At 72.8% G+C, this 26,994-nt stretch carries 26 protein-coding genes; 15 read left to right on the top strand and 11 right to left on the bottom strand.

Going from position 1 to position 26,994, the window contains the following annotated elements:
• Position 1: 1 nt before the first annotated feature.
• Together AC4IHM_RS30945 and AC4IHM_RS30940 are read left to right on the top strand one after the other, a co-directional pair.
• Complete coding sequence (locus AC4IHM_RS30945) at positions 2-403, top strand: hypothetical protein (protein WP_490870269.1); 402 nt, start codon at positions 2-4, stop codon at positions 401-403.
• Between the two features lie 139 nt (positions 404-542).
• A complete protein-coding gene (locus AC4IHM_RS30940) occupies positions 543-1,340 on the top strand; it encodes a ribonuclease BN (RefSeq protein ID WP_490870268.1) in 798 nt (265 codons plus the stop codon).
• A 20-nt stretch (positions 1,341-1,360) separates the two neighbouring features.
• Here AC4IHM_RS30940 and AC4IHM_RS30935 read toward each other — a convergent pair whose 3' ends face one another.
• Complete coding sequence (locus tag AC4IHM_RS30935; RefSeq protein ID WP_490870267.1) at positions 1,361-2,122, bottom strand: SDR family oxidoreductase; 762 nt, start codon at positions 2,120-2,122, stop codon at positions 1,361-1,363.
• A gap of 187 nt (positions 2,123-2,309) precedes the next feature.
• Here AC4IHM_RS30935 and AC4IHM_RS30930 point away from each other — a divergent pair, with 187 nt between their 5' ends.
• The gene (locus AC4IHM_RS30930) at positions 2,310-3,182 is read left to right on the top strand and encodes a helix-turn-helix transcriptional regulator (protein WP_490870266.1); all 873 of its coding nucleotides are present in this window, start codon (positions 2,310-2,312) and stop codon (positions 3,180-3,182) included.
• A gap of 250 nt (positions 3,183-3,432) precedes the next feature.
• On the opposite strand, the gene AC4IHM_RS30925 is transcribed toward AC4IHM_RS30930, so the two are convergent.
• Positions 3,433-4,500 (bottom strand): LacI family DNA-binding transcriptional regulator, encoded by a 1,068-nt coding sequence (locus AC4IHM_RS30925; protein ID WP_490870265.1) that lies wholly within the window; start codon positions 4,498-4,500, stop codon positions 3,433-3,435.
• A gap of 216 nt (positions 4,501-4,716) precedes the next feature.
• On the opposite strand from AC4IHM_RS30925, the gene AC4IHM_RS30920 reads away from it, so the two are divergent.
• From AC4IHM_RS30920 to AC4IHM_RS30900, 5 genes are all read left to right on the top strand, one after another.
• Positions 4,717-5,643, top strand: coding sequence for a carbohydrate ABC transporter permease (locus AC4IHM_RS30920; RefSeq protein ID WP_490870264.1), 927 nt, complete (start codon positions 4,717-4,719; stop codon positions 5,641-5,643).
• 7 nt (positions 5,644-5,650) lie between these two features.
• Positions 5,651-6,601 carry a carbohydrate ABC transporter permease gene (locus AC4IHM_RS30915; protein ID WP_490870263.1) on the top strand — a complete coding sequence of 317 codons (951 nt, stop codon included), beginning with the start codon at positions 5,651-5,653 and terminating at the stop codon, positions 6,599-6,601.
• A 117-nt stretch (positions 6,602-6,718) separates the two neighbouring features.
• Positions 6,719-8,062 (top strand): ABC transporter substrate-binding protein, encoded by a 1,344-nt coding sequence (locus tag AC4IHM_RS30910; protein ID WP_490870262.1) that lies wholly within the window; start codon positions 6,719-6,721, stop codon positions 8,060-8,062.
• Positions 8,063-8,155: 93 nt separating this feature from the next.
• A complete protein-coding gene (locus tag AC4IHM_RS30905; RefSeq protein WP_490870261.1) occupies positions 8,156-10,201 on the top strand; it encodes a beta-galactosidase in 2,046 nt (681 codons plus the stop codon).
• A gap of 202 nt (positions 10,202-10,403) precedes the next feature.
• Positions 10,404-11,195, top strand: coding sequence for an SAM-dependent methyltransferase (locus AC4IHM_RS30900; protein ID WP_490870260.1), 792 nt, complete (start codon positions 10,404-10,406; stop codon positions 11,193-11,195).
• Positions 11,196-11,205: 10 nt separating this feature from the next.
• Here AC4IHM_RS30900 and AC4IHM_RS30895 read toward each other — a convergent pair whose 3' ends face one another.
• The 5 genes from AC4IHM_RS30895 to AC4IHM_RS30875 form a co-directional block, all read right to left on the bottom strand.
• Complete coding sequence (locus AC4IHM_RS30895) at positions 11,206-11,391, bottom strand: hypothetical protein (RefSeq protein WP_490870259.1); 186 nt, start codon at positions 11,389-11,391, stop codon at positions 11,206-11,208.
• 83 nt (positions 11,392-11,474) lie between these two features.
• Positions 11,475-12,512 (bottom strand): iron-siderophore ABC transporter substrate-binding protein, encoded by a 1,038-nt coding sequence (locus AC4IHM_RS30890; RefSeq protein WP_490870258.1) that lies wholly within the window; start codon positions 12,510-12,512, stop codon positions 11,475-11,477.
• Positions 12,513-12,526: 14 nt separating this feature from the next.
• Positions 12,527-13,342, bottom strand: coding sequence for an ABC transporter ATP-binding protein (locus tag AC4IHM_RS30885; RefSeq protein WP_490870990.1), 816 nt, complete (start codon positions 13,340-13,342; stop codon positions 12,527-12,529).
• 158 nt (positions 13,343-13,500) lie between these two features.
• Positions 13,501-14,559 (bottom strand): FecCD family ABC transporter permease, encoded by a 1,059-nt coding sequence (locus AC4IHM_RS30880; protein ID WP_490870257.1) that lies wholly within the window; start codon positions 14,557-14,559, stop codon positions 13,501-13,503.
• Positions 14,556-15,749, bottom strand: a complete 1,194-nt coding sequence (locus AC4IHM_RS30875; RefSeq protein ID WP_490870256.1) for a FecCD family ABC transporter permease — start codon at positions 15,747-15,749, stop codon at positions 14,556-14,558. Before AC4IHM_RS30875 ends, AC4IHM_RS30880 begins: the two co-directional genes overlap by 4 nt.
• A gap of 93 nt (positions 15,750-15,842) precedes the next feature.
• Here AC4IHM_RS30875 and AC4IHM_RS30870 point away from each other — a divergent pair, with 93 nt between their 5' ends.
• The 7 genes from AC4IHM_RS30870 (at position 15,843) to AC4IHM_RS30840 (ending at position 22,839) form a co-directional block, all read left to right on the top strand.
• Positions 15,843-16,406 carry an MSMEG_1061 family FMN-dependent PPOX-type flavoprotein gene (locus tag AC4IHM_RS30870; protein WP_490870255.1) on the top strand — a complete coding sequence of 188 codons (564 nt, stop codon included), beginning with the start codon at positions 15,843-15,845 and terminating at the stop codon, positions 16,404-16,406.
• A 102-nt stretch (positions 16,407-16,508) separates the two neighbouring features.
• Positions 16,509-17,369, top strand: coding sequence for an ABC transporter ATP-binding protein (locus AC4IHM_RS30865; RefSeq protein ID WP_490870254.1), 861 nt, complete (start codon positions 16,509-16,511; stop codon positions 17,367-17,369).
• On the top strand, positions 17,366-18,349 hold the full coding sequence (locus tag AC4IHM_RS30860) for an iron-siderophore ABC transporter substrate-binding protein (protein WP_490870253.1): 984 nt from the start codon (positions 17,366-17,368) through the stop codon (positions 18,347-18,349). The genes AC4IHM_RS30865 and AC4IHM_RS30860 overlap by 4 nt, the downstream gene beginning before the upstream one ends.
• Positions 18,350-18,356: 7 nt before the next feature.
• Entirely contained in the window at positions 18,357-20,426 is a 2,070-nt protein-coding gene (locus tag AC4IHM_RS30855) for an iron ABC transporter permease (RefSeq protein ID WP_490870252.1), read from the top strand.
• Between the two features lie 180 nt (positions 20,427-20,606).
• The gene (locus tag AC4IHM_RS30850) at positions 20,607-21,944 is read left to right on the top strand and encodes a lipase family protein (RefSeq protein ID WP_490870251.1); all 1,338 of its coding nucleotides are present in this window, start codon (positions 20,607-20,609) and stop codon (positions 21,942-21,944) included.
• A gap of 150 nt (positions 21,945-22,094) precedes the next feature.
• A complete protein-coding gene (locus AC4IHM_RS30845) occupies positions 22,095-22,412 on the top strand; it encodes a hypothetical protein (RefSeq protein WP_490870250.1) in 318 nt (105 codons plus the stop codon).
• 79 nt (positions 22,413-22,491) lie between these two features.
• On the top strand, positions 22,492-22,839 hold the full coding sequence (locus AC4IHM_RS30840) for a hypothetical protein (protein ID WP_490870249.1): 348 nt from the start codon (positions 22,492-22,494) through the stop codon (positions 22,837-22,839).
• 5 nt (positions 22,840-22,844) lie between these two features.
• On the opposite strand, the gene AC4IHM_RS30835 is transcribed toward AC4IHM_RS30840, so the two are convergent.
• The 4 genes from AC4IHM_RS30835 to crtI are packed head-to-tail and all read right to left on the bottom strand — an operon-like array spanning position 22,845 to position 26,901.
• Positions 22,845-23,333 (bottom strand): MSMEG_6728 family protein, encoded by a 489-nt coding sequence (locus tag AC4IHM_RS30835; protein WP_490870248.1) that lies wholly within the window; start codon positions 23,331-23,333, stop codon positions 22,845-22,847.
• A gap of 15 nt (positions 23,334-23,348) precedes the next feature.
• Complete coding sequence (locus AC4IHM_RS30830) at positions 23,349-24,383, bottom strand: Rieske (2Fe-2S) protein (RefSeq protein WP_490870247.1); 1,035 nt, start codon at positions 24,381-24,383, stop codon at positions 23,349-23,351.
• On the bottom strand, positions 24,380-25,387 hold the full coding sequence (locus tag AC4IHM_RS30825; protein ID WP_490870246.1) for a phytoene/squalene synthase family protein: 1,008 nt from the start codon (positions 25,385-25,387) through the stop codon (positions 24,380-24,382). Before AC4IHM_RS30825 ends, AC4IHM_RS30830 begins: the two co-directional genes overlap by 4 nt.
• Positions 25,384-26,901: a phytoene desaturase family protein gene (gene crtI / locus AC4IHM_RS30820; RefSeq protein WP_490870245.1), complete on the bottom strand. Its 1,518-nt coding sequence runs from the start codon at positions 26,899-26,901 to the stop codon at positions 25,384-25,386. Before crtI ends, AC4IHM_RS30825 begins: the two co-directional genes overlap by 4 nt.
• Between the last annotated feature and the right edge of the window lie 93 nt (positions 26,902-26,994).

Genomic DNA, 26,994 nt, shown 5'->3' with positions numbered 1-26,994 from the left:
CATGTGGAAGCGCAAGGGCAGAAAGGGCCGACGGACCGCGCGGCCGGTCCCCACAGAACTGTGCGACCTGTGCGCCAAGGTCTTCCCCCAGGACCGGTCCGTGAGCGGATACGTACCGGACTCCTCCGCCGCGCACCACACCGACGAAGGGTTCGACGGGCTGCGGCTCGTCACCGCGTGCTCCGACGAGCACTTCGACCTGATCAAGGACGGCTACGCGCACCGGCCCTACGTGACGGAGGAGCTGTGGGCGGCGAAGGTCGCCCGAGCCCTGACCAAGGGCCGGCAGGCGCTCTCCATGGAGCAGCTCGGCTGCCGGACGGGCCTCCAGGAGCCCCAGATACGTGCCGCCATCGCCTGGCACAACGAGCGTATGCGGGCGCAGCAGCGCATGGACCCCTGAGCCCAGGGGCGCCGCCGTCGGGCGAGGGTCCGGGCGGACCGGCGTGAGGCCGTCCGGGTGGCGCCGCGTTTGCCGGGGCGCCACCCGGGTCAGTCAGTCTCCCGACCGCGGCCATCGAAAGGACGCCCGAGGAGCACCCGTGAACCGGTTGTGGCGGCCGTTCCACCGTGTGTGGGACCGGTTGGCCGCGTCCGCGCTGGTCCGGCGCGGCCGGGAGCTGGAGCTGATGCACCGGGCCATGGGATTCGCGACGCTCGCCCTGGTCACCCTGGCGCCGCTGCTGATCGTGGTGGCCGCCGCCGACCCCCTCGGACGCGGGGGCTTCGCGTCCTGGCTGGCCGACGGGATGGGGCTGTCCGGCCGGTCCGCCCGGGTGCTGACCGACATCTTCAGTCCCCCGCCCGAGGTCATCGGCACCACGAGTGTGTGGGGCGGCATCGCGCTCGCCGTGTTCGGCGTGTCCTTCGCGGCGAGCGTCCAGAACGGCTACGAGCGCATCTGGGGGCTGCCCTCGGGCCCGTGGCACCGGGTCTGGCGCCAGATGACCTGGGTGGTCGCGCTGACCGCCTACCTCTATCAGGAGGTGCAGACGCGGACCACGCTCCAGGGCTCGGCGCGGATCGCGCTGTCCACCGCCACCGGAATACTGTTCTTCTGGTGGGGCCAGCACTTCCTGCTGGGCAGCCAGGTCCGCTGGCGGGACCTGTTGCCGGGGGCGGTCGCGACCATGGTGGGCCTGGTCGGCCTGCGCGGGTTCTCCTACCTCGTCTTCACACCGCTCATCCTCGACAACGCGATCAGTTACGGCACGGTCGGCATCGTGCTCGTGGTGGAGTCCTGGCTGATCGGGGTCGGGTTCGTCGTCATCGGCGGCGCGATGGTCGGGAACTGGTTCTGCGAGCACCACTGGTGGACCCGCGCCATCGACCGGAAGTGACCCGCCCGCCCCTGACGGGGTCAGCCTTCACGGCCGGGGAGCATGGCCAGGGCCCGGGAACGCTGTGCGACGAGGTCGTCGTAGGTGCCGTCGCGCTCGGCCCAGCGGTGCGTGAGAACCCCCTTCACCAGGATTTCGCGGGGAGTGGGGTCCTCCGAGAGCAGTCGCACGACCTCGGTGGCGAAGCCGTCGAGCGGCAGCGCGTGCGGGTTCACCTTTTCCCGGCCCGCGGTGGCGACGGCGGGCGGGACGAGTTCGACGACGCCGACGCCGGTGCCGTCGAGCTGCGCGCGCAGTGCCTCGGAGTAGGCGTGCACGGCGGCCTTCGAGGCGGCGTAGGTGGGCATGGGCGGGAAGGGCAGGAAGGCGATGCCGGAGGTGACCGTGACGAAGGTGCCCTCGCCGCGTCGGACCAGATGCGCGGTGAAGGCGTCGATCACCCGGATGGTGCCCACCAGGTTGGTGTCGATCGTCGTCCTTGCCGCCTCGAAGTGCGCGGGGTCGCGCAGGTCCTCCATGAGCATGACGCCGGCCATCGTCACCACGGTGTCAAGGCCGGGATATTGGGCGAGCACGGCGTCACGGGCGGACGCGACGGAGGCGCTGTCGGTGACGTCGATCCCGACGGTGCCGAAGCCTTCTGCGGCGAGTTCCGAGAGCGCCTCGGGACTGCGGCCGCCGACGGCCACGGTGCTGCCCGCCTCGGCGAACCGGCGGGCCAGCTCCCGCCCGATGCCCGAGGTCCCGCCGACGATCAGAACGGTGCGATTGGAGAGATCCACGAGATCTTCCCTTCGTCCAGGACGCCGACGGCGGTCAGGGCCGCGGCGCGTCGAATAATGCTTTCAGTCCTTCGTGGACAGTGCTACCGCAGTCTCGGCGGCATCCGCCGGGTGTGGCAGTACCCCCGTCTTGCCTGGTCCTCCCAGGGCCCCCGCCGAGTCACGCGCACCGCATTACGGTGTCGGTATGAAGGACGAGGAATCCGGCAACCGGCTCGGCAGCTACCTGCGCGCCCGGCGCGAGCTGGTCTCACCGGCACAGGCCGGAATCCCGCCCGGCGGCAACCGCCGCGTGCCCGGCCTGCGCCGTGAGGAAGTCGCCCTGCTCGCCGGCATCAGCCCCGACTACTACCTGCGACTGGAACGCGGCCGCGACAGAAACCCCTCGTCCCAGGTCCTCGAATCACTCGCACGTGTCCTGCGCCTCGACGACGTGGAGCGGACCTATCTGCTCGGCCTCACGGCGGCACGCCCCAGGGCCCCGCGCCGCAAGCGACCCGAGCAGGTGCCGGCACGGGTGCACCAGCTCCTCGCCCACCTTCGGATCCCCGCGTTCGTCGAGGGGCGTGCCTTCGACGTCCTGGCCGCCAACCCCATGGCCGTCGCGCTCTCCCCGCGCCTGCGGCCGGGCCAGAACCGGCTTCGTTCCCTCTTCCTCGATCCCGAGGAACAGGCCTTTCACCAGGACTGGGCCAGGGCCGCCGCAGACTTCATCGCCGCTCTTCGCACCACCATCGGGGACGACGACGACAACCCCCGGTTCATCGAACTCGTCGGAGAACTCGCACTGTCCAGTCAGCGGTTCCGCACCCTGTGGGCCCGGCACGACGTGCGTGGCCTCGACGGAGGAACCACCACGGTCCACCACCCCGTCGTCGGCGAGCTGCGGCTCCACCGGGACAAACTCCCCGTCGACGACGTCATCCTCGTCGTCTACTACCCCGACAAGGACAGCGACAGCGACGAGAAGCTGCGACTCCTCGCCGCGCTCTCACAGACCGAACCCACCGACACGGCACACAGCGGACCGGCGGACGCCCCGCACCCGAGGACACCCTGACGGACATCGGCCTCCCGGCAGCCGTCCTCGCGCAGCCGCGTGACGGCGGCGTCCGGCGCGTCTCCACGTCGACGCTTCCACGTACCACGTCCCACGTGGACTGGACCACCGACTCGGTCGCCCTCCTCACCGAGGCCGCCGACCGGCCCACCGCCGACCGCCCCAGCCGCACCGGTGTCTCCGCCTTCGGCATCGGCGGCGCCAACGCCCGAACCCGCCGAGCCCAACCGCGGCCCTTCGGCCCGCGCCGCTACGCCGGCGGCGGTGCCGTGCTCGCCCGCGTCACCAGCCGGGTCGGTACGAGCGTCGTGCCCCGCTCGGGACCCTCCTGGCGCATCTTGCGCAGCACGGCCCGCACGCAGAGCCGTCCCACCTCGGCGAAGTCCTGGTGGACGGTGGTCAGCGGGGGCAGGAAGGAGCCGGCCTCGGCGATGTCGTCGAAGCCGATGACGCTGACGTGCCCGGGGACTCGCCGGCCGCGTTCGTGCAGGGCGCGCAGCAGGCCGAGGGCCATCTGGTCGTTGGCCGCGAAGACGGCCGTGCACTCCTCGCGGGCGGCGAGTTCCAGACCGGCCCGGTAGCCGGACTCCGCCGACCAGTCGCCCCGGACGAGGGGCGGCGGCGTGCGGCCGGCCTCGGTGAGCGTCAGCCGCCACGCGTCGGCGCGGCGCTGCGCGGCGAAGGAGCCCTCGGGCCCGCCCAGGTGCCACACCGTGTCGTGGCCGAGGTCCAGCAGATGGCGTACGGCGGCGCGGGTGCCGCCGGCCTGGTCGGTGTCGACGACCGTGTAGTGGTCGCCGGCGTCGGAGTCGACCACGACGACCTGCACGTGGGGCGGCAGCTTCAGGGTCGCGGCGTCCAGCAGGTGGACCTCCATGATGACGATCACCGCGTCGACGGCCAGTTCCTCCAGCCGCGAGAACGCGCCCCGCACCTCGTCCTGGGTCGGGACGGCGACCGGCAGCAGCGTCACCGCGTACCCCTCGCCCGCCGCGGAGGTGGCGATCGCCTCCAGGGTGCGTACGTTGCCCGTGGTGGCCAGCGAGAAGGTGATGACGCCGATGGTGCGGAACTCGCCCCGCTTGAGGGCCCTGGCCGCGCTGTTGGGCCGGTAGCCCAGCTCCTTCATGGCCGCCAGCACCTGCTGCCTGGTCTCCTCGGTCACTCCGGCGTAGCCGTTGGAGACGCGGGAGACGGTCTGCGAGGACACCCCCGCCAGCCGGGCCACGTCCGCCATGGACGCCGTCGGCACCCGGCCGCCGCGCCGGCGTCGCGTGCCCGCGTTCCGCGCGTCGGCGACTTCCTCAGCCGTGCCCACTGCCGTCTCCCCACCTCTCCGCAGCCGCCCGGGACCGGCTCCCGAAGGACCCTTGACCCTCGTCCTCGGGGCGGTGTAGACATGCCGCCACCAAATGTTTACGTAAACATAACAGCAGTCCACGGACGGCGTCCCACGGACCCGAGCGCTTCCGCCGCCGCTCGATGTTTACGCAAACACGTCGAGGCTCCAGGACGTGGACGAGCGAGGAACGACATGACGACGCTGCAACCGCAGGCCGCCGCCGAACCGCGGCCCGCCCCGCCCCCGGCGAGGCGGGCGGGCCGCTCGTGGACGGGGTGGGGCTTCCTCGCCCCCTTCGTGGCCGTGTTCGCCCTGGTGTTCCTCGCGCCCATCGCGTACTCGATCCATCTCAGCCTCTTCCGCGACCGGCTCATCGGCGGGACCACCTTCGTCGGACTGGACAACTACCGCGAGGCGCTCGGGGACGAGCGGTTCTGGGCCTCGCTCGGCCGGGTCTCGCTCTTCCTCGCCGTCCAGGTGCCGATCATGCTCGGCATCGCCCTGCTGGTCGCCCTGGCGCTGGACAGCGGACGCCTGTACGGCCGGGACTTCTTCCGCATCTCGATCTTCCTGCCGTACGCCGTGCCCGCCGTGGTGGCCACCCTGATGTGGGGCTTCATGTACGGCACCCGCTTCGGGCTGGTCGGTGACGTCAACGAGGCGTTCGGGGTCTCACTGCCCGACCCGCTCTCCGCCGACCTGGTGCTGGCCTCCATCGGCAACATCGTGACCTGGGAGTTCGTCGGCTACAACATGCTGATCTTCTACTCGGCGCTACGTGTCGTCCCGCACTCGCTCTACGAGGCGGCCCAGATCGACGGTGCCGGACAGTTCCGCGTGATCACCGCCATCAAGCTGCCGGCCATCCGCGGGGCCCTGGTGATCGCCACGATCTTCTCGATCATCGGCAGCTTCCAGCTCTTCAACGAGCCCAGCATCCTCCAGCCGCTGGCGCGCAACGCCATCACGACCGACTACACGCCGAACTACTACACGTACTCGCTGTCCTTCAACGGACAGCAGCACAACTACTCCGCGACGGTCGCCATCATCATGGGGCTGATCACCATGGTCATCGCCTACGTGGTCCAGCTTCGCGGCATGCGCAAGGGAGTGTGAAGCTGCGATGACCGGCCCCGTCGCCACCGTCTTCGACCGCCGCCAGGCACCACCGCCCGGCATCGCGCGCTCCGCGCCCCGGCTGCGTGCGTCCCGGCGCAGGCACTCCTCCGACAGGCCCCGGCGCAGCGTCCTGCTGACCGTGCTCACCGGGCTCGTGCTGCTGTACAGCCTGGTGCCGCTCGCCTGGCTGGTCGTCAGCGCCACCAAGACGCAGGAGGGGATGTCCCGTTCCTTCGGCCTCTGGTTCGACGGCGACTTCGCGCTGTGGGACAACATCGGCCGGACGTTCACGTACGACGACGGCGTCTTCACCCGCTGGCTGCTGAACACCCTGCTGTACGTGGGCCTCGGCGCGGGCGGTGCCACCTTCCTCGCCGTGCTCGGCGGCTACGCGCTCGCCAAGTTCGACTTCCCGGGCCGGCGTGCCGTCTTCGCGGTGGTGATCGGCGCGGTGGCGGTGCCGGGTACGGCGCTGGCGGTGCCGACCTTCCTGATGTTCAGCGGGATGGGGCTCACCAACACCCCCTGGGCGGTGATCATCCCGTCCCTTATCTCGCCGTTCGGCCTGTATCTGATGTGGGTGTTCGCGAGCGAGGCCGTCCCGACCGAGCTGATGGAGGCCGCCCGGATCGACGGCGCGGGCGAGGTGCGCGCCTTCTTCCAGGTCGCCCTGCCGCTGCTGGCGCCCGGCATCGTCACCGTGCTGCTCTTCACCATGGTCGCGACCTGGAACAACTACTTCCTGCCGTTGATCATGATCAAGGATCCCGACTGGTATCCGCTGACCCTGGGGCTGAACGCCTGGAACCGGCAGGCCGCCACCGCGGGCGGCGAGGCCGTCTTCAACCTGGTCGTCACCGGCTCGCTCATCACCATCCTGCCGCTGATCGCCGCGTTCCTGCTGCTCCAGAAGTACTGGCAGTCCGGTCTCGCCGCCGGAAGCGTCAAGGAGTAGCCCCCGCCCCTCCCTCCCCCACGTGTCCCCGTCCCCTGGTCCCCTGGTCCCCTGGTCCCCTGTCCCTTTGATCGTCAACGGTGCCGGTTCCGGCCACGAAGAAGTGGAAGCACAACCATGCCCAAGCACACGCGCCGCCTCCTGCGCGGCACAGGCCTCGTCTGCGCCCTCGCCCTGGGGGTGACCGCCTGCGGCGACTCCGGCGGCGGGGAACCGAGCGGGAAGGCGGTCTCCGAGGCGGACATCCGGGCGGCTCTCGAGGAGGGCGGCACCATCACGGTCTGGGCATGGGAGCCCACGCTCAAGCAGGTGGCCGCCGACTTCGAGAAGGAACACCCCGGGGTCAAGGTCGACCTCGTCAACGCGGGCACCAACAAGGACGAGTACACGGCGCTCCAGAACGCCATGTCGGCCAAGAAGGGCGTCCCCGACGTCGCCCAGATCGAGTACTACGCGATGGGCCAGTACGCCCTGACCAAGCAGCTCACCGACCTCAAGTCCTTCGGCGCCGAGAAGCTCTCCGACACCTTCTCCCCGGGCCCGTGGAACGGTGTGAAGGCCGGCACGGACAGCGTGTACGCGCTGCCGATGGACTCCGGTCCGATGGCACTGTTCTACAACAAGAAGGTCTTCGACAAGTACGACATCAAGGTGCCCACCACCTGGGCCGAGTACCTGGACGCCGCCCGCGACCTGCACAAGGCCGACCCGAAGGCGTACATCACCGCCGACAACGGGGACGCGGGGTTCACCACCAGCATGCTCTGGCAGGCCGGTTCGCGGCCCTACACGGTGGACGGCACCAAGGTGAAGATCGACTTCTCGGACCGGGGCGCCAAGCAGTTCACCGACACATGGCAGCAGCTCATCGACGAGAAGCTGCTCGCGTCCGTCCCGAGCTGGACCGACGAGTGGTACAAGGGCCTCGGCGACGGCAGCATCGCGACGCTGGCCACCGGCGCCTGGATGCCCGCCAACCTCGAATCCGGCGCGAAGGCGGCCTCCGGCGACTGGCGCGTCGCCCCGCTGCCCCAGTGGACGGCGGGCGGCAGGGCCGGCGCCGAGAACGGCGGCAGCGCGCTCGCCCTGCCCGAGCTGGGCGGGAACGAGGCGCTGGCCTACGCCTTCGTGGAGTACGCGAACGCGGGCGACGGCGTGCGGACCCGCCTGGCGAACGGCGCCTTCCCGGCGACCACCGCGGATCTGCGCTCCACGGCGTTCCAGGACACCGCCTTCCCCTACTTCGGCGGCCAGAAGGCCAACAAGATCTTCGCCGAGTCGGCCGCGAACGTCGCCGACGACTGGGCGTACCTGCCCTACCAGGTGTACGCCAACTCGATCTTCAACGACACCGTCGGCAAGGCCTACGTCTCCGGCACCAAACTGACCGAGGGGCTGAAGTCCTGGCAGGAGGCCTCGGTCAAGTACGGCGAGGAACAGGGCTTCACCGTCGAGAAGTAGCACAGGCAGCACACGATGCGGCGGCCCGCGGGCGGCTGCGCGGGCGACCCGCCGCCGCCCCGGCGCCGTACGCACCACACCGGAAGGACCTCCATGATCTCCACCCTCCTGTCCCGGCCGAGGCGCGGCTGCGACGGCGCGGGCGCCCCCCGGCTCGCCTTCGGAGCCGACTACAACCCCGAGCAGTGGCCCCGGGAGGTGTGGGAGGAGGACGTACGGCTGATGCGCGAGGCCGGCGTCAACATCGTGTCGCTGGGCATCTTCTCCTGGGCCCGCCTCCAGCCGGGCCCCGACACCTGGGACTTCGGCTGGCTCGACGAGGTCATGGACCTGCTGCACGAGAACGGCGTCGGCGTCGACCTGGCCACCGCCACCGCCTCCCCTCCGCCCTGGCTGACCACCGCGCACCCGGAGATCCTCCCGGTCACCGACCGGGGCGAGACCCTGTGGCCGGGAGCGCGCCAGCACTGGCGCCCGACCTCGCCCGTCTTCCGCGAGCACGCCCTGCGCCTGGTCCGCGAGATGGCGACGCGCTTCGCCGACCATCCGGCCCTGGTCGCCTGGCACGTCAACAACGAGCTGGGCTGCCACAACGTGTACGACTACTCCGACGACGCGGCCCGCGCCTTCCGCGACTGGCTGCGCGCCCGGTACGGCACGACGGAGGCGCTCAACAACGCCTGGGGCACGGCCTTCTGGTCGCAGCGCTACGGCGACTGGGAGCAGGTCCTGCCCCCGCGGCTGGCCGCCTCCCACCCCAACCCGACCCAGCAGCTCGACTTCAAGCGGTTCTCCTCGGACGCGCTGAAGGACCATCTGCGCGCGGAGCGGGACCTGCTGCGGGAGCTGACCCCGGGCGTCCCCGTCACCACCAACTTCATGGTGATGCCCGGCACCAAGGGCATGAACTACGCCGACTGGGCCGGCGAGGTCGACTTCGTCGCCAACGACCACTACGTCGTCCCGGGGCCCCGGGACCGCGACGAGCTGTCGTTCTCGGCGAACCTCACCAGTGGCATCGCCGGCGGCCGGCCCTGGTTCCTGATGGAGCACTCCACCAGCGCCGTGAACTGGCAGCACGTCAACCAGGCGAAGCGGCCCGGTGAGATGGCCCGGGACTCGCTGACGCACGTGGCGCACGGCGCCGACGCGGTCTGCTTCTTCCAGTGGCGGCAGTCGGCGGCCGGCGCCGAGAAGTACCACTCGGCGATGGTCCCGCACGCCGGTGCCGACAGCGACCTGTTCCGTGCGGTCACCGCGCTCGGCGACACGCTGGGGGCGCTGGCACCGGTGGCCGGGAGCGAGCGGGAGCCCGCCGAGGTCGGCATCCTCTTCGACTGGGAGTCCTGGTGGGCGAGCGAGCAGGACTCGCACCCCACCTCGCTGCTCGACTACCACCGGGAGGCGCTCGACTGGTACTCCGCGCTGCTCTCCCTCGGCATCCGCGCCGATGTCGTCACCACCGGCGCCGACCCGGGCCGTCACCGGGTGCTCATCGCGCCCGTGCTGCACCTGGTGCCGGCCGCGCTGGCCGAGGACCTCACCCGGTACGCCGAGCAGGGCGGGCACCTGGTCACCACGTACTTCTCCGGCGTCGTCGACGAGAACGACCACGTCTGGCTGGGCGGCTACCCGGGCGCGCTGCGGGACCTGCTCGGCATCCGGGTCGAGGAGTTCGGTCCGCTGCCGGACGGGCGGACCGTGGAGCTGGACGGCACGGGCACCGGGAGCCTGTGGACCGACCACGTCACCGTCACCGCGCCCGGCACGGAGGTCCTCGCCCGCTATCGCACCGGCGCGCACGCGGGCCGCCCGGCGATCACCCGGCGCCGCGCGGGCGGCGGTTCGGCCACCTACGTCTCCACACGCCTCGGCGCGGACGGGCTCGCCTCGCTGCTGCCGCGGCTGCTGGAGCCGGCCGGGGTGGCGAGCGACCTGCCCGCGGAGGCGCGCGGTGCGGTCGAGGCCACCGTGCGCCGCGGTCCCGGCGGCCGGTTCCTGTTCCTGGTCAACCGGACCGACGAGACCGTGACCGTCCCCGGGCTCGCCGGCGAGGCACTGCTGGGCGAGACCGACACCGACGGCGCCGTCGTCCTCGCCCCCAGGGCCGTGGCCGTCCTGCACACGCCCACCGGCTGAGCCCGCTCCGGCGCCCGGAACCCGCCCGGCGCGGGCCGGGAGTGGACCTGCCGTGCGCCGCGTACCCTGTGCCGGAGCGTTGTGTGACCCCCAGGGGCGTCGGCAACTTCCGCGGTCCACCGGGCACATGGCACGGGGTCCGGGGCAGTACGATGATCGAAACATGCGGCGGAGCGTCACCTCCCGGACCACGGAGCCTGCCATGACGACGGACCATTCCCAGCCTCCCCACATCGACACCAGCCGGGCCCATCCGGCGCGGGTGTACGACTGGCTGCTGGGCGGCAAGGACAACTACCCCGTCGACGAGGCGGTGGGCGAGACGCTGCCGCCGGAGGCGCGGGACGCGGCGCGGCAGAACCGTGCCTTCATGAACCGCGCGGTGGCCCACCTCGCCTCGCAGGGCGTCGACCAGTTCCTGGACATCGGCACGGGCATCCCGACCGAGCCCAACCTGCACCAGATCGTCCAGCGGACGGTGCCGGCCGCCAGGGTCGTCTACGCCGACAACGACCCGATCGTCCTGCGGCACGCCGAGGCCCTGCTGGTCAGCAGCCCCGAGGGGGCCACGGACTACATCCAGGCCGATGTCCGCGAGCCGGCCGAGATCGTGCGGCACGCCCGGGAGGTCCTGGACTTCGAGCGGCCCATCGCGCTGTCGCTGATCGCCCTGATGCACTTCGTCCCGGACGACCAGGACGCGCACGGCATCGTCCGGGGGCTGGTCGAGAACCTTCCCTCGGGCAGTTATCTGGTCCTCTCGCACGCCGCGATCGACATCTTCCCCGAGCTTGCGCAGCAGGTGATCGCCCAGTACGCCAAGGGCGGCATCCGCCTCGGCTTCCGCACCGGGGCGGAGGTGGCGCGCTTCTTCGACGGGCTTGAGCTGCTGCCGCCCGGCCTGGTCACGGCCACCGAGTGGTACGGCGACGGAGGGCAGCCGCCGGCGCCCGAGGAGAGCGGCATCTACGCGGGCGTGGCCCGCATCCCCTGACGGGCCCGGCTCAGCGGCGGCGCCCCCGCGCCGCCCAGCCGGTGCCGATCCCGGCGACGTGCAGGGCCAGCAGGGCGAGGCCGATGAGCATGACGTTGGTCGAGGTGAAGACGTGGTTGGTCGAGACCTCCGCCGCGTTGATCAGCCAGGCGATGAGGAACAGGACCGCCGCGATGATGGCGAGCACGGTGTACATCCCTTCGGAGCGGGCGCACCGGATCGGCGCCGTGTCACGCGTATGCCCCCGAAGGGGTGCGTGACACGGCGGAGTTCACCGCGTCACTTCACCGCGTCGGCGAAGACCGGCACCACCTTCTCAAGGGCGTAGCCGATGGACAGGACCGAGTTGGTGGCGAAGGCCTGGCTGATGTCCTCGTCGTCGAAGACGACGGAGTGGCCCTTCTTCACCGCGGGGAGCGACTTGTAGAGCGGGTCGGACGAGATCTTGGACGCCTCGACGCCGATGGGGGCCATGACGACCAGGTCCGCGTCCAGCATCTGGAGGTTCTCCTCGGAGACCGAGACGGAGAACCCGGAGCCGGCCTCGGCCTCGACCTTCGGGTTGTTGCGGAAGCCGAGCTGCTCGACGAAGTTGACCCGGTCGGTGCCCTTCACGTACGCGCCCCAGCCGACGGAGGTGCGGGAGCCGACGGTGATCGTCCTGCCCTTGAACTCGGGGTGCGCCTCGGCGGCGGCGGTGAACTTCTTCTGGGTGTCGGCGATGAGCCGCTTGCCCTGGTCGGCGAGGCCGAGCGCGGTGGAGATCATGGTGGTCTGCCGCTGCCAGGCGACCTTGTACTGGTCGCCGCCCTCGGGCACGCCGACGGTCGGGGCGATCTTGCTGAGGGTGTCGTAACGGGTCTGGTCGCCGCTGGACTTCACGTCGAGGATCAGGTCGGGCTTGAGCGCGGCTATCTTCTCGTACTCGGGCTCCAGCGTGCCGATCTTCTGGGGGCTCTTGTCGTACAGGTCCTTCGCCCAGGGGCCGACGCCGTCACCGCCGAAGGCGAGCCAGTCGCTCTGGCCGACCGGCTGCACGCCGAGGGCGAGTGCGGTCTCGGCGTCGCCCCAGCCGAGCGCGACGACCCGCTCGGGCCGCGACTGGACGGTGACGGTGCCGAACTTGGTGGCCACCTTCGCCGGGAAGGTGCCGGACGACGCCGACGCGGAGGCGGCGTCCGGCGCCGCCGCGTCGGAGTCGTCCGTGGAGGAGCCGGAGCCGCAGGCGGCGAGCGTGCCGAGCAGGGCGACGACCAGGGCGGACAGCCACAGGCGCCACAGGCGGCGGCCGGTGCGGGCGGGGCGGAGCGGGGACATGAGGGCTCTTTCCGTCATCGGGGATCCGGGGAGGTGATGTGGTGCCGGCCGAGGGGGACGATCATCGGGGTCCCGGACGCCGGGTCCGGGATCACCGTCGAGCGCAGTCCGAACACCTCGTGGACGAGGGACTCGGTCACGATGTCGGCGGGCGCGCCCTCGGCCACCACGCGGCCGGCCTTCATGGCGATCAGGTGATCGGCGTAGCGGCAGGCCAGGTTCAGGTCGTGCAGGACGACGGCGAGGGTGACGCCGCGGTCGCGGTTGAGGTCGGTCAGCAGGTCGAGGACGTCCAGCTGGTGGCTGATGTCGAGGTAGGTGGTGGGTTCGTCGAGCAGGAGGATCTCGGTCTCCTGGGCGAGGGCCATGGCGATCCAGACGCGCTGGCGCTGTCCGCCGGACAGTTCGTCCACGGAGCGGTCCGCGAGGTCGAGGACATCGGTGGCGAGCATCGCGGCGGCGACGCCCTCGCTGTCGGCCGTTGTCCAGCGGCGGAACCAGCCCTGGTGCGGGTAGCGGCCCCGGCCGACGAGGTCCGCGACGGTGATCGCGTCGGGTGCGACCGGGGTCTGCGGCAGCATGCCGAGGGCGGCGGCCACCTGCTTGGTGGAGGTGGCGTGGATGTCGTGGCCGTCCAGCAGGACGGTGCCTGCGGTGGGGGTCAGCAGCCGTGCCATGGCGCGCAGCAGCGTGGACTTGCCGCAGGCGTTGGGGCCGACGACGAAGGTGAGGCAGCCCGGCGGCAGATCGATGTCGAGGCCGGAGATGATCTCGCGCTCTCCGTAGCCGAGACCGAGGCCGCGGGCCTGAAGGGCGTGCTGGGAGGTCACCTTGCTCTCCTTGCTGTGTCCGCTGTCGTCGCTGTCCGTGCTGTGCCGGCTGTCGTCGCCGTACGTCGCGCGTCCGGTGTCGTCGCCGTGCGTGGTGCGTCCGGTGTCGTCGCCGTGCGTACGGGCGCCGGGGGAAGGGTCCGGGTACGGGGGCACGGTCAGCCGCCCCGGCCCACGCGGCCCGCCCGAGCGAGCAGCCACAGCAGGTACGGGGCCCCGATCACGCTGGTCACCACGCCCACCGGCAACTGCGTGTGCGGCAGCAGGTGCTGGGCGGCGAAGTCGGCCGCGCAGACCAGGGCCGCGCCGGTCAGCGCGGACGGCACCAGGGCCGCGCCCTGACCGGGCAGCAGCCGGCGTGCGATCGGGGGGCTGACGAAGGCGACGAAGCCGATGGGGCCGGCCGCCGCCGTCGCCACTCCCACCAGGGCGGTGGCGCTCGCCAGCATCGCGAGCCGGCCGCGCTCGACGCGGGCGCCGAGGCCGCCGGCCGTCTCGTCGCCGAGTTGGAGGGCCGGCAGGCTCCGGCAGGCGGCCAGGGTGAGCGGGACGAGGAGGACCGCGCACCCGAGCAGGGGCCACAGGTGGGTCCAGGAGCGGCCGTTGAGGCTGCCGGTCAGCCATACGAACGCGTTCTGCGCCTCGGTGACCTCGGCCCGGGTCATCAGATAGGAGCGCAGGCTGACCAGTCCGGCGGCGACGCCGATGCCGATGAGTACGAACCGGCCGCCGCTCACTCCGCCCCGCCAGGCCAGCAGATAGATGGCGGCACCGGCCACGAGGGCGCCGGTGAGGGCTCCGCCGGACAGGGCGAGGCCGCTGAGTCCGAACGCCATCGAGGCGAGGACGGCGGCGGCACTCGCACCCGCGCTGACGCCGATGATGTCGGGGCTGGCCAGCGGGTTGCGCAGCAGGGCCTGGAAGACGGCGCCGGAGAGCCCGAAGCAGGAACCGACGACGAGGGCCAGCAGGGCACGGGGCAGGCGCAGTTCGTGCACGACGAACCGGCTGCCGGGGTCGCCGCCCCCGGTGAGGACGGCCCACACGTCGGCGAGCGGTACGTCGATGTCGCCGACGGTGAGGCAGAGCAGCAGCGCGGCCAGCGCGGCGAGTGCCAGGGACGCGCAGACGAGGCCGTAGCGGGTGCGGTGGGCGCGTCTGAGCCGGTCGACGCGGCCGGCGGCGGCGGTGACGGCGGGCGCGGTGCGGACGGTCACAGTTGGGCCTTCCCACGCCTGCGGACCAGCAGGATGAACGGCACGCAGCCCACGGCTGCGGTGACGACGCCCGCCTGGACCTCGCCGGGAGGGGCGACGACCCGGCCGAGGACATCGGCGACCAGGAGCAGGGCGGGCGCGAGCAGGGCGCTGTAGGGCAGGATCCAGCGGTGGTCGGGGCCGGTGATCATGCGGACCGCGTGCGGGACCGCGAGGCCGACGAAGCCGATGGGGCCGGCCACGGCGGTGGCCGCTCCGCACAGCAGGACGGTGCTCGCGGCCCCGGCCAGCCGGGCGACGGCGACGCGCTGGCCGAGGGCGCGGGCGATGTCGTCGCCGAGGGCCAGTCCGTTGAGCCGGGGTCCCAGGGCGAGGGCGAGGACGCCGCCGACGAGGACGAAGGGCAGCGCCTGGAGGAGGACATCGAGGTCCCGGCCGTCGAGGGCGCCGACCTGCCAGAACCTGAACTGGTCGTAGGTCCGGCTGTCGGTGAGCAGCATGGTGTCGGTGACGGAGACCAGCAGGGCGGTGGCGGCGGCTCCGGCGAGGGCGAGTTTGACGGGTGTGGCGCCCTCGCGTCCGAAGCTCGCCACTCCGTAGACGAGGACCGCGGCCAGGCAGGCGCCCAGGAAGCCGAACCAGATGTACTGCTCAGGTTCGGTGAGGGACAGCACGCTCATGGCGAAGACGACGGCGACGGCCGCGCCCGAGTTGATGCCGAGCAGGCCGGGGTCGGCGAGCGGGTTGCGGGTGACACCCTGCATCACGGTGCCGGCGAGACCGAGGGCGGCCCCGGCCAGCAGGCCGGCCAGGGTGCGCGGTATCCGCACCTCCTGGACCACGAGTTGGCCGCGCACCGAGCGATCGGGGTCGAACACGCCGTGCACCACGTCGCGCAGGGGTACGTCGCCGGAGCCGACGGCCAGGCTGAGGGCGACGGCCGCGAGCAACAGCACGCCCAGCAGGACGAGTCCGGCGGCGAGGGCCGGGCCGCCGTGGCGCCGTGCGGCGGCGGCCCGCGCGCGGTCGTCGACCGGGCGGGCGGGGGCGGCGGCGTTCACCGGTGGGCCGCGGGTCGGGGCGCGCGCCGCGGGCGGTGTCGGCGGCGGAGCGGAACTGGGCGCATCTACGGGTTCCTTGGGAAGAAACGGAGGCAACCCGAACTCACCGGAGCAGTCACTTCCGGACATCAGGTAAGGCGAACCTAACCAGATAATGTTCTCGGTGCAACCATCCGCCGGAAGCACTCGCTCCCGGCAAGCACACACTTGGGGAGCCGGGCCTTGCCACACACGATCGACGCGACCGGAGACCGCCCCGGCACCGTCACCGAGGACGGGTGGGTCGAACTCGGTTCCCGCGCCGAGCTGCGCGAGCTGCTGGGCGAGCCCCATCCCGCCGTCATCGACAAGGTCCACGAACGGCTCACGGACGCGGACCGGGAGATGCTGGCCCGCTCCCCCTTCTGCCTGCTGGCCACTTCCGACGCGCGGGGCAACTGCGATGTCTCGCCGCGCGGCGAGACGCCGGGGTTCACCCACGTCCTCGGAGCCGGCACCCTCGCCCTGCCGGACCGGCCGGGAAACCGGCGGGGGGACAGCTTCCACAACATCCTCGACAATCCGCACGCCGGGCTGCTCTATCTGATCCCCGGGAGCAAGGAGGTGCTGCGGGTCAACGGCCGGGCCCGGATCCTGACCGACGCGCCCTTCTTCGACGCGATGGCACGCAACGGCAGGCGTCCGGCCCTCGCGCTGCTCCTGGACATCGACGAGATCTACCTCCACTGCCCGCAGTCCCTGAACCGGTCGGAGCTGTGGAACCCCCGTTCGTGGCAGGCGAGTTGAGCCACCGTCCGCGGCTGCGGACAGGGCCGGCGCCGGCCGCCGCCGGTCCCGGGTGCGCACCGCCCCTGCCAGGGATTATTAGGGTAGGCTAACCTTCATCATGTGAGATCTGGTGAAGACACAGCCGGCGGCCCGCGCCTGCGCGGTCACGAACTGTCGGCGACCGGCGTGACCGTGTCGTACGACGGTGTCGATGTCGTGCACGACGCGACGGTCGGGCTCAGGCCCGGCGAAGTGACCGTCCTGGTGGGTCCGAACGGCAGCGGGAAGTCCACGCTGCTGCGGACGATCGCCCGGCTCCAGCGGGCCCGCAGCGCCACCATCGGCATCGACGGCGACACCGACGCCCTGGCGCTGACCTCCCGTGAGTTCTCGCGCCACGTCGCCCTGCTGACGCAGGGGCGCCCGACGCCCGGCGGGCTGACCGTGCGGGACGTCGTCGAGTTCGGCCGCTATCCGTACCGGGGCCGCTGGGGGCGGCCCGACCCGGACGGCAGGGCCGCCGTCGACCGGGCACTCGCGCTCACCGGCGTCGACGGCCTCGCCGACCGCGGCGCCGACCACCTCTCCGGCGGGCAGTTGCAGCGGGTGTGGCTCGCGAGCTGCCTCGCCCAGGAGACCGGCGTACTGCTCCTGGACGAACCCACCACCTACCTCGACCTGCGCTACCAGGTCGAACTCCTCGACCTCGTCCGGGATCTGGCGGACGACCACGGCATCGCGGTCGGTGTCGTCCTGCACGACCTCGACCAGGCCGCGGCCGTCGCCGACCGGATCACGCTGCTCGACGAGGGCCGGATCGTCGCCGACGGCCCGCCCGAGGACGTACTGACGCCACAACGCCTCACCGCCGTGTACGGCATCCGGATCGAGGTCGCCACCGATCCCCTGACCGGCCGACTGCGCACCCGCCCGATCGGCCGCCACCACATACGAACCGAAAGGCTCGGCACCTCCTCATGAGACGCCTCCTGCTGACCGCGGCCGCCACCACCGCCGCGGCGCTCACCCTCGCCGCCTGCGGCACCACCGAACCCGCCGCCGACACGTCGCAGAAGAAGGCCTCCGAGGCCATCACGCTCAAGGACGGCAAGGGCACCGAGGTGAAGCTCGACGGCCCGGCCACCAAGGTCGTCGCCACCGAGTGGAACGTCGTCGAGAGCCTCGTCTCCCTGGGCGTCGACCCGGTCGGCGTCGCGGACGTCAAGGGCTACAACACCTGGGACAGCGCCGTCCCGCTCAAGAACAAGCCCAAGGACATCGGCACCCGGGGCGAGCCGAGCATGGACACCATCGCCTCCCTCTCCCCCGATCTCATCGTCGCCACCACGGACCTGACCCCCGCCGCCGTGAAGCAACTGCGCGAGGTCGCCCCGGTGGTGGAGGTGACCTCCGCCGACGGCACCGGCCAGATCGACCAGATGCTGGCGAACATCGACCTCATCGCCAAGGCCACCGGAACCTCGGACCGGGCGAAGGCGCTGCGCGAGGGCTTCGAGGCGAAGGTCGCCGAGGGCAGGAAGACCCTGGCCGACGCCGGGCTGGCCGGCGAGGAGATCGCCTTCGCGGACGGCTACGTCGCCTCCAACCAGGTCTCGATCCGCCCCTACACCGCGACCTCGCTCATCGGTGAGGTCAACCAGGCGATCGGCCTGACCAACGCCTGGAAGGTCAAGGGCGACGCGGCCTACGGGCTCGGCTCCACCGATGTGGAGGGCCTGACCGCCCTGCCGAAGGACGTCCAGTTCGCCTACATCGGCAACGAGGACGACCCGAGCGCCACCCCGTTCACCGGCGCGCTCACCAAGAACTCCGTCTGGAAGTCCCTGCCGTTCGTGAAGGCCGGCGACGTGCACCGGCTGGACGACGGCATCTGGATGTTCGGTGGTCCCGGGTCGATGGAGGCGTACATCGACGCCCTCGTCGGCGCGCTGACGAAGTAGCGAGGCCATGGCCGTCACCGCAACCGAACCCGCGGCCCCTGCCCCTGCGGTCCCCGCGACCCGGTCGGGCGCCGCCGCGGTGACGGCCGCGATCGTCCTGCTCGTCGCCGTTTTCGCCGTCGTCGACATCACCCAGGGCACCGCCGCCGTCGGCCCGTCCGAGGTCCTCAAGGCCCTGACCGGGCGGGCCGATCCGGGCGACGCGTCCGTGGTGATCGCGTCCCGGCTGCCCCGGATGACCGCGGGGCTCCTGGTCGGCGCCGTCCTCGGCATGGCCGGCGCCGTGCTCCAGGCGGTCAGCCGCAACGTGCTCGCCTCCCCCGACACCCTGGCGGTGAACGCGGGTTCCTATCTGGCGCTCGCACTGGTCGGCACCACCGGCGTCTCCCTCCCGATGATCGCCTCCTCCGGCGTCGCCTTCGTGGGCGGTCTGGCGGCGGCGGCCGTCGTGCTCGGTCTGTCCGGCCTCGGCACGGGGACGGTCCGGCTCGTGCTGGCCGGCACCGCGCTGATGCTGGGCCTGAACTCCATGACGGAGGGACTGCTGCTGCTCTTCCCGGAGCAGACGGAGGGCCTCTACCAGTGGAACCAGGGCAGCATCGCGCAGAACGGCTTCGACGGCGTCCTGCAGATGCTGCCGATCGCCCTGCTCGGGTTGGCCGGGCTGATGCTGACGGCCCGCCGGGTGGACGCGCTGGCCCTGGGCGACGACGCGGCGCGGGGCCTGGGCGTCCCGGTCCGGGCCACCCGGGTCACGGTCGTCGTGCTGGCGGCGCTGCTGTCCGCCGCCGCGGTCACGCTCGCCGGGCCCATCGGCTTCGTCGGACTGTGCGCCCCCGCCCTCGTCCGCCCGCTCGTGCGCCGCTTCCACGGCTTCGCGCGCTCCCGTACGGCCATGCCCGCGGCGGCGCTCACCGGCGCGGCCCTGGTGCTCGGTTCGGACGTGCTGCTGCGGGCCCTGGTGGCGGACGACCGGGCGGTGGCCGTGCCGACGGGTGTGGTCACCAGCCTGGTCGGAGCCGTGTTCCTGGTCGCCATGGCGCTGCGGGTGCGGGACAGCGGCGGGGCCGGCGCCCCGGACCGGCTGCGGATCCCGGGCCGGGCGGCGTTCCTGGCCACGGTCGCCGCCCTGGTGGCCGTCCTGGTGGGCCTCGTGGTCGCCGCCGTGCTGGTGGGAGACAGCAAGCTGCTGCTCGGCGACATCGCCAACTGGGCGCAGGGGCGGGCCGGGCGGACGGTCTCCTTCGTGCTGGACACGCGGGTGCCCCGGGTGCTCGCCGCGCTCTGCGCCGGTGCGGCGCTCGCCCTGGCCGGCACGCTGGTGCAGGCCGTCACCCGCAACCCGCTCGCGGAGCCGAACGTCCTCGGCGTCACCGGCGGCGGCGCGCTGGGTGCCGTGATCCTGGTGACCACCGCGCCGGCGGCCGGGACCTGGGGCGTCGCCGGGGCCGCGTTCGCGGGGTCCGGCATCACCGCGCTCGTCGTCTTCGGGCTGGCCGCGCGGGGCGGCTTCCGGCAGAACCGGCTGATCCTCGTCGGCATCGGCGTGGCCGCCGCGACGACGGCGCTGATCAGCCTGCTGATCGTGCTCACCGATCCGTTCAACGCGACCAAGGCGCTGACCTGGTTGTCGGGTTCCACCTACGGGCGGACCATGCCGGACATCGCACCGGTCGCGCTGGCCCTGGCGGTCGGCATCGCGGTGGCGGTCGCCCGGCGCACCGAGCTGGACCTGATCTCGCTGGACGAGGACACGCCCCGGCTGCTCGGGCTGCGGCTGGCCCCGGGCCGGCTCGGGTTCCTGGTGCTGAGTGTCGTCCTCAGCTCGACCGCGGTGGCCTGCGCGGGCACCATCGGGTTCGTCGGGCTCGTGGCCCCGCACGCGGCCCGCGCCCTGGTCGGCCGGCGGCACGTGCGGGTCGTGCCGGTCGCGATCCTCCTGGGCGCGGCCCTCGTCTGCGCGGCCGACCTGCTCGGCCGCACGGTGATCGCCCCGGCCCAGCTCGGCGCGGGACTCATGACGGCGGTGATCGGTACCCCGTACTTCCTGTACCTCCTGGTACGCAGCCGCCGTTAGCGGCCGAGGGGCGGGAGAGGGCGGCGCGCCAAGTTACTGAACCGTAACCGACCGAGTGCTACCCGGGGTAACTCCCTCGCGGTTACGGTCCGGTAACCCCACAGAAACAGGCGCGCCCACGGCCCTCACCCCCACCGGAGCGCGGACGACCGGTTCCGGCCCTTCCCCAGGAGGTTCGCCATGCCCGCACGTTCCCGTCTGCTCGCCGCGGCGATCACGGCCGCGCTCGCGCTCGGCGCCCAGGCCGTCCCGGCCGCCGCGGCCGGCTCACCGGCGACCGAATCGGCCACGGAGGTCTCCCGGGGCGTCGAGATCCCGGCCTTCTACTCCCCGCCGTCCGAACTCCCCGGCGCCGACGGCACGCTGGTCCGCAGTGCACCCCTCCCCCTCGCGCTGAGCCTGCCCGGTCTCGACGGCCCCCTCCCGGGCCGGGCGACCCGGCTGATGTACAAGTCCACCGACGCGGGCGGCGAACCGGTCGCCGTGACCGGCGCCTACATCGAGCCGGCCGCGAAGTGGTCGGGCGGCGGGCCCCGCCCCCTGGTCGCCGTCGCCCCGGGCACCATGGGCCAGGGCGACCAGTGCGCCGCGTCGATGGCCCTGGAGCACCCGCTGCGGATCAACAGCCAGACGGTCTCGGTGGGTTACGAGAACCTGTCCGTCTACCGGCTGCTGGCCCGGGGCATCGCCGTCGTCGTCACCGACTACGTCGGCCTGGGCGCCACAGACCGGCTGCACACCTACGTCAACCGCGTGGACGAGGCCCACGCCGTGCTGGACGCCGTACGCGCCGCGCGCGCCCTGGACTCCTCGTCGGTCACCACCGCCTCCCGGGTGGGGCTGTTCGGCTACAGCCAGGGCGGCGGGGCCACCGCCGCCGCGGCCGAACTCCAGGCGTCCTACGCCCCGGACGTTGAACTGGCGGGCACCTACGCGGGCGCGCCGCCCGCCGACCTGGCGAAGGTCACGGAGGCCATCGACGGAAGCGAACTGGCGGGCGCGCTGGGCTGGTCGCTCAACGGCTTCCTCCAGAGCGAGCCGTCCCTGCGGCCCATCGCCGACCGGTACGTCAACTCCGCGGGCGAGGCGGCGCTGAAGGACCTGTCGACCATGTGCATCGGCGACGCGCTCCTCTCCTACGGCTTCGCCCGCAGCACCGCCTGGACGAAGACCGGGCAGTCGCTCAACGAGGTCGTCCGGGCCGAGCCCGCGCTACAGGCCTTCCTCGACAAGCAGCGGCTCGGCACGCTGAAGCCGAGTGGTCCGGTGCGCGTGGCGACGGGGGTCGGCGACAACCTCGTCCCGCACGGACAGGCCCGCAGGCTGGCCGTCGACTGGTGCCGCGAGGGCGCGAAGGTCAGCTACGCTCCCGTCCTGCTCCCGGGCGTGGGCAGCGGCCTGCTCAACCACGCCGCTCCCCTGCTCACCGACCAGGGCACCGCCATCTCCTGGCTCACCGACCGGCTCTCCGGCAAGCCGGCCGGCTCCAACTGCGCGGCCCTGCCCCTGCTGCCCTGAGCGCCACGCCGCGCCGCTCACGCCGGGTTCATCGGTTCTCTCTGTGTGTGCAGGTCGCGGCAATCGGGGTATTCGGTACGTCCCGGCACCAACGGATCGGGTCGGCGAGGGACTTCACGGTTCATGAGCAGACACGTGAGAGGACTGTCAGTGCGTACCCGCAACATGGCGATCACCGTGGCAACCACGAGCGTCTCGCTCGCCCTGCTGGCCGGCTGCGGCGGAGGCTCCGACGAGGGAAGGCCCTTCGCGGGGCAGAGCGCCGACGACATCGCCGCCAAGGCGGTCGAGGCCACCCGGCAGGCGAAGTCCATGCATGTGAAGGGCGGCACACGCATGGAGGACGGCAACACCATCACCATCGACGTTCTCGGTCGACCAGGAGCGGAACTGCCGGGGCAGCATCGGCACCGGCGACACCCTGGCGGAGGTCCGGCACACCGACGAGGTCCTCTACCTGCGCGGTGACGAGCGGTACTGGCAGACCGCCCTGAGTCAACAGCCCGACGCGGGCCGGAAGATGGTGGCGAAACTGAAGGACAGGTGGGTGAAGATGCCGGCGAACGACGCCACGACCGCAGGTGTCTGCGACAAGGACGCCTTCATCGCCGCGATGGACGGGGACAAGTCCGGGCGTCAGGGCATGAAGCGCGGCTCCACGACGCGAATCGACGGCGCGCGGGCGCTGAAGCTGACGAAGGAGAAGTCCACCGGCGAGACATTCGCCCTGTACGTGGCGACGGAGGGCGAGCCGTACATCCTGCGGACGACGACCGAGGGGGGCAAGACCCCGGGCGGCGTCACGTTCGGCGACTACGACGAGCCGGTCCGTCCCGAACTGCCGCCGGCCGACCGGACGATCGACCTGAAGGACCTCTCCGGCCGGCGGAACTGACCGTCCTACGAGGGGCTCTGCGGCTCTCCGCGCTCCCGGTCCGAGGCCGGCCACACGTAGGGCAGGTCGTCCGGGACGCCGGGGAACAGTTCGGCGTACACGCCGGGGTCCTTGCGCACCAGCGCCGAGCGGTGGCTGCGGTGGAAGGCCTCGTCCCCCAGCCAGGGCGGCAGTTCCCCGGCGCGCGCCAGCTCCGGCTGGTCCCGCACCGGCTCGCCGGGCCGGTCCGCGGCGAGCCCGGCGACGAGCGAGGCCGCGCAGGTGTCCTGGTGGCCCCGCTCGCGCCAGACCCGGCAGACCGCGAGGCCGTACCGGACGAGTGCCTCCTCGTAGCCCGCCCACATCCGCACCGCCGGATGCCGACGCCAGCCGTAGCCGGGCACGGTCAGCCCCCGCAGCACCTGGAGCGCCTCGACCCGCTGCTTCCCCAGCCGGCGTTGGTCCAGAACCAGCGCGGACTCCCGGAAACCGGGGCAAGGCAGAAAGGTCTGCACACCGCACCTCTCTGATCAACGGGGAAACCGGTCACGGTCGCGGTCGTGGTCGCGCAGGAGTCTGCGGCGTTCGGCGTAGGCGAGGTCGTCGCGCCACAGGCGGGCCGCGGCGGCGCGCATCAGGGGGCGCAGGACCGGTGCCAGGCGGCGGGCCACGGGGAAGCCCGGCCGGTCCGAGACGGCCAGCACCGCTTCGACGACCGCCGTGCGCGGCCGGCCCCGCTCGTCCGGCCCGAGCGGTGTGGCGTGGCTCTCCACCACGGACCCGGCGCCCTCGCCCTCCGCGATGCGCATCACGACGGTGCGGGGCCCCGGTGCGGTGAACTCGGCGCGTACGGGGACGACGAGGCGGCCGGTGAGCCGGAAGGACACGTCCACGACGAAGCGGTCGCCGTCCTCGGCGGTGTCCGGGCTCTGTCCGGGCGTCTCGACGACGGCGAGGTCCACGAAGGAGTACGGGTGGAACCAGGCGCCGTGCCACGGGTCGAGCCGGTTGGCGACGATGTCCTCGGGCTCGCAGACCCCGACCCCGCGCCACACGGATGTCAGGGCCGCCTCCCGGTCCGGTCTGGCGGGCACGAGGGGCACCGGCGTCGGGGACTGCGCCCCCACGGTGTCCAGCCGTACCCACACCAGTACGCCGTCGTCGTGGACCGGCAGCGGCTCCCAGCCGGCGAACGCGGCGCCGTTCAGGGCGAGTCCGTGCCAGTGGCACACGAGCGTGCCGCACCGCACCGGACTGCCGGCCAGCGGTGCGCCGAGGTGGGGGCAGGCGCCGGGCCCGCCCACCAGGCGTCCGGCCGCGTCCCGCCAGACGACGACCTCGACGCCGGCGACCGAGCCCGACAGCGGGCGGTCGGCCGGTACGTCCGTGCTCGCGCCGAGGACGTACCAGTTGCCCGAGGGCCGTGCCAGGGCGCGGGCGAGGGCCCCGGCGATGACGGCGGGGCGGGCCTCGCGCCAGGTGGGCCGCTGGTACTGCCAGGGCACGGGGTGGCGGCGCAGCCGCAGGGGGAAGCGGCCACGGCGGGGCCGGGGGTCCTGGCTCATCCGGCCTCCCCCGCGGAGCGGATGTCGCTCGGGCGGGGCACCGGTGGCGTCCGGTGCGCGGTGGCGCCCCGTGCCCTCAGCCGGGCCGCCAGCACCCGGGCGAGCCCGTCGGCGGCGACGACCGCGCGCCGGCGGCGGGGCACCACCGCCCGCCGGCGCAGCACCGCGTACCCGTCGTCCGCGATGGCGTCGAGGATGTTCCGGTAGAGGACGTACGCGGTGCGGATGCAGGGCCGCGCGACGGGGTCCAGCATCGCCAGACCGGGGGCGGCCTCGCGGTAGACGGCCCGCGTGATGTCCTCGGCGGCGCGCAGGGCGGCGGTGACGCGCGGGTCGGGACGGCCGGTGCGCCGGCTCCACAGCAGCAGGTCCCGGTCGACGCCGTGCGCGGCCAGCAGATCGGCCGGGAGATAGATCCGGCCCCGGTCCAGGTCCTCGCCGACGTCCCGCAGGAAGTTGGTCAGCTGGAAGGCGACGCCCAGCGCGGCGGCGTGCGGGGCGGCCTGGGCGCGGGCGGTCACGGTGCCGAGCACGGGGAGCATCTGAAGGCCGATGACGGCGGCCGAGCCGTGCATGTAGGCGCGCAGGTCGTCGTAGGTGGCGTAGTCGGTGACCGTGAGGTCGCTGCGCATCGAGGCCATGAAGTCGGTGAAGTGCGCCGGTTCGACGGCGTACCGGGCCGCCGTGTCGGCCAGCGCGAGCACCACGGGCGCGCCGGTGGGCCGGGTGCCGGTCAGCGCCCGGCGCAGTTGTTGCTCGAGCCGGGTGAGGGCGGCGGCGCGCTCGGCGGCCGTCGCCCCGGCGCCCATGTCGTCGACGATGTCGTCCGCCCACCGCGCGAACCCGTACAGGGCGTGCACGGCCGGCCTGCGGTCGGCGGGCAGGAGCCGGGTGGCCAGGAAGTAGGTGCGTCCGTGGCGGGCGTTGAGGAGACGGCACCGGGTGTAGGCGGCGCGCAGGGCGGGGTCGGTGATGCCCGCGGCGTCCAGTTCGCGGCGGGTCATCGGCGCCCGCCCCTCGTCGCCGTGCGGCGGGCGGGCGCGCCGGTGATACGGGCGGCGGCGAGCTTGCCGGAGATCAGCACCGTCGGCACGCCCACCCCCGGGGTGGTCCCGCAGCCCGCGAGGACCGCGTTGTCCGTGCCGCGCACCAGGTTGCGGGGGCGGAAGGGCCCCGTCTGGGCGAAGGTGTGGGCGACCGAGAAGGGCGTGCCGGCGGCATGCCCCTGTGCGGTCCAGTCGGCGGGCGTCACCAGGCACTCCTCCTCGACGGCGGCGGCGATGCCGGTCAGTCCCCGGCGTTCCAGGGTGGCGAGCAGACGGTCGCGGTAGCGGGGCGCGAGGTCGCTCCAGGCTCGGGCGTCCGGGCCGAGGTCGGTGTTGGGGCAGGGCGCCAGGACGTAGTGGAGGTGGCGGCCCTCGGGGGCGAGGGCGGGGTCGCCCGCGGTGGGCCGGGTGATCAGCAGGGACGGATCGGTCATCAGGGTGCCGGTTCTGGTCAGTTCGTCGAACGTCCGGTGCCAGGCGGCCCCGAAGGAGAGCGTGTGGTGGGCCAGGTGCGGCCAGGTGCGGGTGGTGCCGGCGTGCAGGACGACCGCGGAGGGCGCGTGCCGCAGTCCGACCGGGCGGCGCGGGCGGCGGCCCAGCAGCCGGTGGACGACGGGCAGGTCGGGGGTGAGGACCACGGCGTCGCACGGGATACGCCCGTCGGCGGTGACGACCGCGGTGACGCGGGCGCCGGACCGTTCCAGACGGGTGACCTCCGTGCCCAGGCGCAGGTCGGCCCCGGCGTCGGTGGCGGCGGCGGCCATGGCGCGGGGCAGGGCGTGCATGCCGCCGCGCGGGAAGTACACGCCGGCCACGGTGTCCATGTAGGCGATGACGGCGTAGGCGGCCAGCGCCCTGACCGGTGCGACACCGGCGTACAGGGCCTGGAAGGAGAAGACCCGCTTGAGCCGCTCGTCCGTCAGGAACCGGGAGATGCGCGCGTCCAGCCGGCCGAAGCCGCCGAGGGCGGCGAGCCGGGCGAGGTCGGGGGTGAGCAGGCCGAGCGGCGAGTCGAAGTTGGCGTCGATGAACCGGCGCATCTGCACGGCGTACAGCCGCCCCAGCCAGGTGCGCAGCCGCCGGTACCCGGCCGCCTCCCGGGCGCCCGCGAACCGTTCGACCTCCGCCTCCATGGCGGCGGCGTCGGTGTGCACGTCCAGCGTGCCGCCGTCGGCGAAGCACGCGCGGTAGGCCGGGTGCAGGGGCAGGAGTTCGACGCGGTCGCGCAGCCGGTCGCCGACGGCCGCGAACGCCTCGTCGGCCAGCTCCGGCATCGTCAGCACCGTCGGGCCCGTGTCGAGGTGGTAGCCGCCGAGTTCGCGCCTTCCCGCCCGGCCGCCGGGCAGTGGGTCGCGCTCCACGATCGTCACCCGCCGTCCGGAGCCCAGCAGATGCAGGGCGGCCGACAGACCGGCGAGCCCCGCGCCCACGACCACGACGTGGTCGGTGCGGCCGGTCACCGTCCGCGTCATCGCGCTCCCTCGCCCGCGCGCGGCGTGTCCCGTGGCCGAAGGCCGCCGTCGCCGGCCGTACTGGGGCGCATCCCGGGTCCTCTCGTCGTCGGC

The sequence above is a fragment of the Streptomyces sp. SL06 genome, assembly GCF_058244745.1.
The sequence above is the reverse complement of the archived record's forward strand: the minus strand, read 5'-3'. Positions and strand labels throughout refer to the sequence as shown.